This is a genomic window from Phormidium pseudopriestleyi FRX01 (genome assembly GCF_017313335.1).
GTDB lineage: Bacteria > Cyanobacteriota > Cyanobacteriia > Cyanobacteriales > Laspinemataceae > Laspinema > Laspinema pseudopriestleyi.
Window position 1 is genome coordinate 1 of record NZ_JAFLQW010000345.1, and the last position, 8722, is coordinate 8722.

General features: G+C 49.2%; 4 protein-coding genes. 3 read left to right on the plus strand and 1 reads right to left on the minus strand.

What is annotated here, in order from left to right:
• Positions 1-136: 136 nt before the first annotated feature.
• Positions 137-2605, minus strand: a complete 2469-nt coding sequence (gene urtA, locus J0895_RS13010; RefSeq protein WP_207088515.1) for an urea ABC transporter substrate-binding protein — start codon at positions 2603-2605, stop codon at positions 137-139.
• Positions 2606-3043: 438 nt separating this feature from the next.
• Here urtA and J0895_RS13015 point away from each other — a divergent pair, with 438 nt between their 5' ends.
• The 3 genes from J0895_RS13015 (at position 3044) to J0895_RS13025 (ending at position 8718) form a co-directional block, all read left to right on the plus strand.
• Complete coding sequence (locus J0895_RS13015; protein WP_207088516.1) at positions 3044-3805, plus strand: DsbA family protein; 762 nt, start codon at positions 3044-3046, stop codon at positions 3803-3805.
• Between the two features lie 1111 nt (positions 3806-4916).
• Positions 4917-6242, plus strand: a complete 1326-nt coding sequence (locus J0895_RS13020) for a hypothetical protein (RefSeq protein ID WP_207088517.1) — start codon at positions 4917-4919, stop codon at positions 6240-6242.
• Between the two features lie 61 nt (positions 6243-6303).
• Positions 6304-8718, plus strand: a complete 2415-nt coding sequence (locus J0895_RS13025) for a heavy metal translocating P-type ATPase (RefSeq protein ID WP_207088518.1) — start codon at positions 6304-6306, stop codon at positions 8716-8718.
• Positions 8719-8722 lie beyond the last annotated feature (4 nt).

Here is an 8722-nt window from a genome sequence, read left to right on the forward strand (position 1 = left end):
ATAAAGAAGTAAGCCAAATTGCATCATCTCTTTTCTTTTAGGGATAGTTGTTTTGATGGTCTAGAGGGATACTTGAATGTCCCGCTGTCGCCCTTTGGGGTAGGCAGGAATCCCCCGGCTTTAGACGTGGTACGGTTCAAGCCGCCTGATGAATGGTAACCTGTTGAGGGGGTGCCTTCACCTCCAAGGGTAGGACAATCTCAAACACCGACCCTTGCCCCAGTTCGCTTTCCACAGCGATCGCCCCTCCCATCATCTCGCAAAATTTTTTAACCAACGCTAAACCCAATCCCGTCCCGCCATACTTGCGCGTGGTAGAATCATCCCCCTGCACAAAGGGTTGAAATAGGTGGGCAAGCTGTTCAGCACTCATGCCAATTCCCGTATCCCGGACCCGAAACAGAATCCAGGGCGTTTCGGTTTGGGGCACAGGAGTAGAATTCAGCGTGACCTGTTCCCCGGTATTTTCTGCCTGATTTTTAATCATAACCTCTAAAATAATTTTGCCCTTTTCTGTAAATTTAGCGGCATTACTCAGCAGGTTTAAGAGGATTTGTCGGACCTTGGTGAGATCTGCCGTCATCATCCCCATGTTTTCGGGATAATCCACCTGCATCCTGTTGCCATTGGCTAATATCAACGGTTCCAGGGTGGTAACCACCTCCTGAATCAACTGGTGCACATCGAAGGCATCCAGACAGAGATCCATTTTGCCCGCTTCAATTTTAGAAATATCTAAAATGTCACTGACGATCGCCAAGAGATTTTTTCCAGCGATGTTAATTTTTTGGAGGTCACTGATCAACTGTTCATCGGCGATAATCTCCTCCACCTCTTCTTGCAGCAGTTCGCTATAACCCACGATCGCATTCAGTGGCGTTCGCAATTCGTGGCTCATATTGGCGAGAAAGGTGCTTTTCGCCCGACTCGCCGCTTGTGCGGCATAAACCGCTGCCTCTAATTCTGAACTGTGCTGTTCCACCTGCCGAGAACGCACTTCTAAGCCTTTGAGTAAACAGTTTACCTGTTGTGCCATTGTATTCAGGGTGTTCGAGAGCACCCCAATTTCATCTCCAGACACCAGAGTCGATCGCGCGGTTAAATCCCCGGAGGCTAACCGTTGCGCGGTTTGAGTCACCCCCTTTAATGCCCGAGTAATTTGGGAAATGACAAAAAAGGCTACTGCCATTGAGACGATGCTCAATAGTAGTAGCATGAGCAATAAATATTGACTGCGTTGCGCTGCCGCCATCACCGCATTGCACCATTGCAACATTTCATCCTGGGGTGTAGACAGTTGCTCAACCCGGGATATTAAGGCGGTGATATTCCTCTTAATTTCCGCCGCAGTTAGCCACTCTAAGGCCAAAGCAACCCAGGCGATCGCCACTAAAGCGCTAAATAAGCTCATCAGTTTGGCATTGATGCCCCAGCGAAATCCCCGTTGAGAGAGTCCTGCGGCCCAAGGATAGCGGGATAGAAAGGGGTCTGGTGCGATCGCCACCTTGGAGTTCCAAATTTCAGTGATCGCCCCATCGGGCTTAATTTGGCCAATGCGGACGGTGTTCCACAGATGCTGGGTTTTGGCATCTAGCTTGACTAACCCTTTTGGAGTGACCAATTCTATATTTTTAGCCGCCTTCTTCACTTTCGCCACTTGGGTAGACTGGGCTTTTTCCACGGCTTTTTTCCACAAATAGACCCCGAGATACCCCGAGGCGATCGGGTCGGAAGTGACGCGATCGCTGCCATACTTTGCTTTATAGGCCCTCACGAATTTCTGATTTTCTAGGGTATCGATGCTTTGAAAATAATTCCACGCCACCAGATGTCCGGAGATCCAGTCCGCCCCTATTTCCCGAACCTCCGCCTCGGCAACACTCACGGACATCACCAGCAAGTCATCCGGGCTCAACCCCGCTTGCTTTAACTCTCGGAAAAATGCCACATTGGTATCGCCATTGAGAGTATTGAATACCGCATCCGGTTGCACTGAAAGAATATGGGCGATCGCCGTACTCACCTCCCGCGAACCCAGGGAAATGTATTCTTCCCCCGCTAAAACCGCTTCTTGGGCCACTAATTGCGCTTTAATAATTTGATTAGCCGTCCGGGGAAAAATATAATCTGACCCGAGTAAATAAATATGGCGAAAGCCCCGATCCAGTAAATATTGCACCGCCGGAACGATTTGCTGATTGGGTGCGGCCCCCGTATAGAAAATATTGGGGGACTGTTCTAATCCTTCATATTGCACCGGATAAAACAACAATCCATTTAATTCCTCCAAAATGGGGAGTACCGCCTTGCGTGAGGCAGAAGTCCAGCAGCCAAAGACTACCTCAACTTGATCCTGAGTGAGTAATTGTTTGGCTTTTTCAGCAAAGGTTTTTAAATTGCTTTCGCCATCGGCAATCACCGCTTCTAGGGGGCGGCCCAGCACCCCACCTGCAGCATTAATTTCTTCAATGGCTAACAAGGTGGCATCTTTGACTGATACTTCCTCGATCGACATCGTACCCGTTAAGGAATGTAACACCCCCACTTTAATCGGTTGATTGGGGGATTTGAGGCGATCAGGCACTGGAAAAATCCGCTCATACATAGGGTATTGAGTAAAATTCGCGAGGGGTGGTTAGAGTCTAGTGATAAGTCAGAACCCAACAGCAACTGTTTGTCATCAGCACAATGCAACCGAGGGGCGATCGCCGTTCAGGGATAACTGGGGACCTCTCAACTTGGCATCGATGCTTTCAGCTTACTTCAAGGGCAAACTAAAGCCGACTGGCCATATCATCTCGGATCAAATCGCCGATCACTCCTGATTCTCAAACTGTACAGTAGGCTACCGAAATCCACCGCCCTCCAGTATTGCCAACAGGCAGGGGAGTGCTGGAGATGATGGTAACGTTACTCCTCTAATCTAGCAGAAATCGATATCACCAATAAAACCCGTCTTCTGGACCCAGGGAAAACTCGTCAAAATCCCGGGAAAGCGCCTATAGTAGTTATCTGCTGCTAATTTTTATCCCAGAGGTTATTCATGTCCCGGTTTCGCTTTTTTTCATTGACTTTAGCCGGCTGTTTGATATTCTGTTTTGGACTGTTCGGTTGTACCAGTCCCAATGGCACGAGTGCCAATCCCCAACTCGAAGCACAAGTCTTGGAGATTATTCGGAATAATCCCCAAGTCATTATTGAATCGGTACAAGCCTATCAGGAGACCCAACAAAATGATGTTCAGCAAGCAAGGCAGGCTTTCTTACAGCAGATGAGTACCACCCCGGGCGCAATTATCGGGAATTCTCCCGTTAAAGGTTCTCCCGAGAAAAATATCGTGATTGTCGAATTTTCCGACTTTCAATGTCCGTTTTGTGCCCAAGCTCATGAAACGGTGAATCAGTTTATGGCTAAACATCAGTCTGAGGTCACTTTGACCTACAAGCATCTGCCCTTAGCTCAGATTCATCCCCAAGCAGTTCCGGCAGCTCAAGCGGCTTGGGCGGCTGGACAACAAGGGAAATTCTGGGAATATCATGATGCATTATTCAAACAGCAAGAACAGTTGGGAGAACCGTTATATGGGACGATCGCCCAAACGTTAAATTTAGATTTGGAGAAATTTAACAGCGATCGCCAGAGTGAAACGGCGATCGCTGCTATTGAGGAAGACCTCATTCTCGCCCGCAAGTTAGGCATTAATGGAACCCCCTTCTTTTTTATGAATGAAGAACCGTTCTCCGGAGCCGTAGAATTGTCGGAAATGGAAACAATTTTAGCTCGAATTAAAAGTGCCGAAAAATAAATTATTCCCCAATCTCATGACGATTCCCATCAGCTTGCTCCCCGATTAAGACAACAATAATCCAGGTCGTTTGCCAAATTCACTCGAAATCCGCACGACCTAGAACAAAATAAATCGGCAGACTGTCTTTAATACTTTTTGGCAGAAAATCCTCTGTCAAATCACTTGTGACTCTCCATCAAATCTCCCGAACTGTCCGATTAAAGGTCACTGAATGTATCGCCTCCCCTCTCCCGCTTTGGGCCGCCGACGAGAAAGGGGTGAGGGTCCATTCGCAAACCCATTTAGGTTCGCTATAGTTGATGAACCAAGGGGGAAGAACAAAACAATCCCAACCCTTTTCTAGGTGGCGTTCTAATCAGGCATGAAAGGAGTTTTTTAGGGGCAGCAGGATGGGAGTATCACCCCCCTCAAACATGGATAAAAGATATCCCGAAGAGCGCCTTGCATCCCGCTTAAACGGGTCAGTTCAGGAAAAGCGCCTCCCCGGGCGATCGCCTAGGGGTTAGGGTTTGCCCTCCAAAAATGCCGAAGTCCTGAGCAGTTCTCTAGGGCCATCACATCCCCGAAGCTGTACTAAAAAGTCCAATCCCTGTCGGATATCAACGTTTGGGGTAGTTTTTTCGCTATAATCCCATAACTTGAATTCTCTGTGGAGACTGGGTTAAAAGCTGCATCCTACTGAATCGAAACCTGTCAATTATAATTGGAGATAATTCTCCAGTTTCCCAAAAATGGACGGTGCGATCGCCGTTCTTGTCACCTGGAAAACCTGTAAACTGGCCATTTATTCAGATCAATCCACCCCCTAAAGTTGAACAGTTCCTGCTTCAACAGTTGGAATTGAGCGTTGATCCCATCAACTCAAGTCTTTTAAGGTCGAGTGTTGGCGATCGCAATGCATCACCCCATCCACTCCCTCTCGGTATCAGGAACCCCAAGGGAATACCGCTCTTGTCTGGGTCCAGTTATTTTGGCAGACTGGAGAAAAGGCGATCGGTCGGTTTAACCTAAACTGCGATTATTTCCCCCAATCCTTCCTCCTTGAACTCAATTTCAGCCGAGGATTCCACTCTTTGTACCCCTATTCAGACCTCAGACAGCATAACTTATGACCAGTGGCGCTTTACCCAATGGGCAGCAGCCAGATTCCCCCAATCTGGACGGGCAGTCCACCCCCCTTTATAAAAATGAAGAAATTATTTATAGTTATTTCCTAAACTTGGTGACCACGAATTCTCCGGAAATCGTCACCATCGAGTTTAAAACTTTATTCATTGAATTTGTAAATACCGATAAAAACACCGATGCTTGGAATGTCCTATTTCGGATTATTTATGCTGAAGATGAAGACAAATTTCATAAAATCCTCAATCGCTGTTGCTACATCCTGGTCAATAATTGGCAATCGACTCGTAACAATGCCGCCATTCAAGACTTGATCCAAATGTTTCAGGACAAAACGATTGGTTCCTATACGGCTTCTATGAGTTTGCACCGACTCCGAACCTGGTTAACTAATTTTTCCAAGAGTGAAGATTATAAAGCCCTGGAACTTTTTGCCTCGCAGAGCGAAGATGGTCCTTGGAGTCATCGCTATTCGAGTTACTTATTAGCTCATCAATCCGTCTTTGGAAAATCCAAAGAACAAAAAGAGGCCGCCCAAGCCCTCTCCCGCCAACTCAAAGAACGGTTTAAGTTTGACCTCGCCATGTACACGGCACGGTCCCAATCTCAAATCGGGCTTCCGGGAGTCACGAACAAAAACCCGACGGGTTTGGGCAATGATGTCCTCCGATTGATTAAAACTGTAGTCGCTAAACGAGGACCTTATAATTATGTCAATTTGGCTAATATTTTTATCAAGCAAACTCAAGAGGGTACTTATAAATCTTTTAAAATCGCCCTTAAAAAGTATTTAATATTCTCCGTAGAACATCAGACCTTTGTTGATACAATTAACAATAAACTCTCAAGTAAACTATTGGAGCTTGGCAAGAATCATGATGAGGAAATCCTCACTCCTGTCTTGCTCAAAAACACTTGTAAAAAAACCATTGACTTTTTAACCACTGAAAACGGTAAAGACCCTTCCTTGCTGTTTATTCTGTTATTGGCAAACGGGAATCCCATGACCTTAGCGATTGTCCTGTTGAAGCTGGTTTTAATCTGTAAATCCTGTTCCCCTCACTTAGAAGCCTGTTTAGCCAATTTAATCCGCTACTATGAGGAACAGTCTCAAAATGAATGCAAGTGGCTGATCAACTTTTTAGAAGTTGTGCGAATTACATTCGCCATTTATGCTGACAACGTGGAATACAACGTAGTGAGATGGGATGGAGACTCCGCCACCGGCTTCTCCGATAGTGAGAACGGAAGCTACCGGATTTTTTCCTCGGTGAAGCGCCAGATACCGGAATCAGAGGATGAAGGATAAAGCCCACTCCAGTGGGAAAAGCGTTACACTTTGGCGATAATACCTTGATGATTTGATATTCATGCTTTCATCCGAAACCCAAAGACCCAATCCACCCTCACCCGTTGCCACCACTGCCCTGGATGTGGGCGGCATGAAATGTGCCGGTTGCGTCCAAGCGGTAGAACGCCAACTCACACAACAACCCGGGGTCATTTCCGCCCGGGTTAATTTGGTCACGGAAGTGGCCGCAGTGGAGTATGAACCGGACAAAATCGACCCAGAACAACTGGCCCAAAAGTTGAGTGCATCGGGATTCCCCACGGAACTGCGTTGTACCACCCCCGATGGACAAGGGGCGATCGCCCAAACCAATCGCCACCGCCAATCCATTCGCGCCGCCATCTGGAATCTGGCGATCGCCACCCTATTAATCCTCCTCTCCGGTCTCGGTCACCTCGGCCAACTCGGATTCCTCAACCAGATCGGATTCCATTGGGCCTTAGCAACTGCCGCCCTCGCCATTCCAGGCCGTCCCATCCTCATCGAAGGGGCCCGCGCCTTATGGCGCAACAGCCCCAACATGAATACCTTAGTCGGATTAGGCGCACTCAGTGCCTATCTCGCCAGTTGCATCGCCGGACTGTTTCCCCAACTCAAATGGGAATGCTTTTTCGATGAACCCGTCATGCTACTCGGGTTCATCCTCCTCGGTCGCACCTTAGAACAACTGGCAAGGCATCGCGCTGCGGCATCCTTACAAGCACTCATCTCCCTCAAACCCGCGATCGCCCGCTTAATCACCACCCCCACCTCTGCTGCCACCGATTCCGACTCCCCTCCCTTCATCCTGGAAATCAGCGCTGATCGCGTCAAAGTCGGCGAATTAGTCCAAGTCCTCCCCGGCGAAAAAATCCCCGTAGATGGAGAAATCATCTCCGGCAGTACCACCATCGATGAGTCCATGTTGACCGGCGAATCCCTCCCGGTCCTCAAACAAACCGGCGATCCCGTCGTTGGGGGAACTCTGAATCAGTCCGGCGTCATCGCCATCCGCGCCACCCGCATCGGTGGAGAAACCACCCTCGCTCAAATTGTCGCCCTCGTAGAAGAGGCCCAAACCCGCAAAGCACCGATTCAACACCTCGCAGATACCGTCGCCGGATACTTTACCTACGGAGTCATCACGATCGCCACGATTACCTTTGCATTCTGGTACTTAATTGGCACTCACCTCTTCCCCCAAGTCTTACAACCGGCGATGCAGTTGACCCCCCTCTTACATCAGGGATCTCACCTCCATTCCCTGATGGAACCGACTTCCCCCTTGTTACTCAGTTTGAAACTGGCGATCGCCGTCTTAGTGATTGCTTGTCCCTGTTCCCTAGGACTTGCCACCCCCACCGCCCTCCTCGTCGGAACCAGCATGGGTGCAGAACGGGGATTACTGATTCGTGGGGGAGACATTCTCGAAGGCGTCGCCCAAATTGATACCGTTATTTTTGATAAAACGGGCACTCTGACCAAGGGTGAACCGGAAGTTACCGATTGTCTCTGCATTGACAATGTTGATGCCGCAGAACTTCTCCAACTCGCCGCCACGGTGGAAAGCGGGACCAATCATCCCCTCGCCAAGGCCATTTTAATCGAGTCCAAAACCCGGAATCTCCCCCTCCTGCGTGGCGACTGCTTTCAGACGGAACCGGGATGTGGGGTTTCGGCAACGGTGGAGAATGCTTTCGTCATTTTGGGAACCGAGGACTGGTTTAGGCAACAGGGGATAGAGATTTCCCCAGACTGGAGTTCCCGGACCCGAGAACTGGCCGAAGCGGGTAAAACGGTGGTGTTAGTAGGGAAAGGGGGGGAATTAATTGGGTGCATTGCCGTGCGCGATCGCCGGCGAGAGGATGCTCAATCCACCCTGGATGCTTGTCGGGAGATGGGATTACGGGTGATGATGCTGACCGGCGATCGCCCAGAAGTGGCCCAGGCGATCGGGCAATCCCTCGGACTCAACCCCACCGATATCCTCGCCGGAGTCTCCCCTGCAGGTAAAGCGGAGGCGATCGCTCACCTGCAATCCCAGGGTCAGTGCGTTGCAATGGTCGGAGATGGCATCAATGATGCCCCTGCCTTAGCTCAAGCGGATATTGGCATCAGTTTAAATGCCGCCACCGACGTGGCCGTAGAAACCGCAGGCATCGTCCTCATGCGGGATTCTCTGCTGGATGTGGTCAGTTCTATCCAACTGAGTCGCGCCACCTTTCGCAAAATTCGTCAAAACTTATTTTGGGCTTTCGCTTACAATATCCTAGGCATTCCCGTCGCTGCCGGTCTGCTACTGCCCTTGTGGGGAATCTTATTAAATCCCGCCACTGCTGGTGCATTCATGGCGTTTAGTTCCGTTAGCGTCGTCACCAATTCCCTGCTGTTGCGGCGCACTCATTCAGAAAGAGGGTTTGGAAACCAAACCCCTACAGTCTTGACGGGACAATAAATAG

Bases quoted from the DNA above. Each gene is read 5' to 3' on its own strand.
- urtA (WP_207088515.1), bottom strand. From the start codon at position 2,605: ATGTATGAGCGGATTTTTCCAGTGCCTGATCGCCTCAAATCCCCCAAT.
- J0895_RS13015 (WP_207088516.1), top strand. From the start codon at position 3,044: ATGTCCCGGTTTCGCTTTTTTTCATTGACTTTAGCCGGCTGTTTGATA.
- J0895_RS13020 (WP_207088517.1), top strand. From the start codon at position 4,917: ATGACCAGTGGCGCTTTACCCAATGGGCAGCAGCCAGATTCCCCCAAT.
- J0895_RS13025 (WP_207088518.1), top strand. From the start codon at position 6,304: ATGCTTTCATCCGAAACCCAAAGACCCAATCCACCCTCACCCGTTGCC.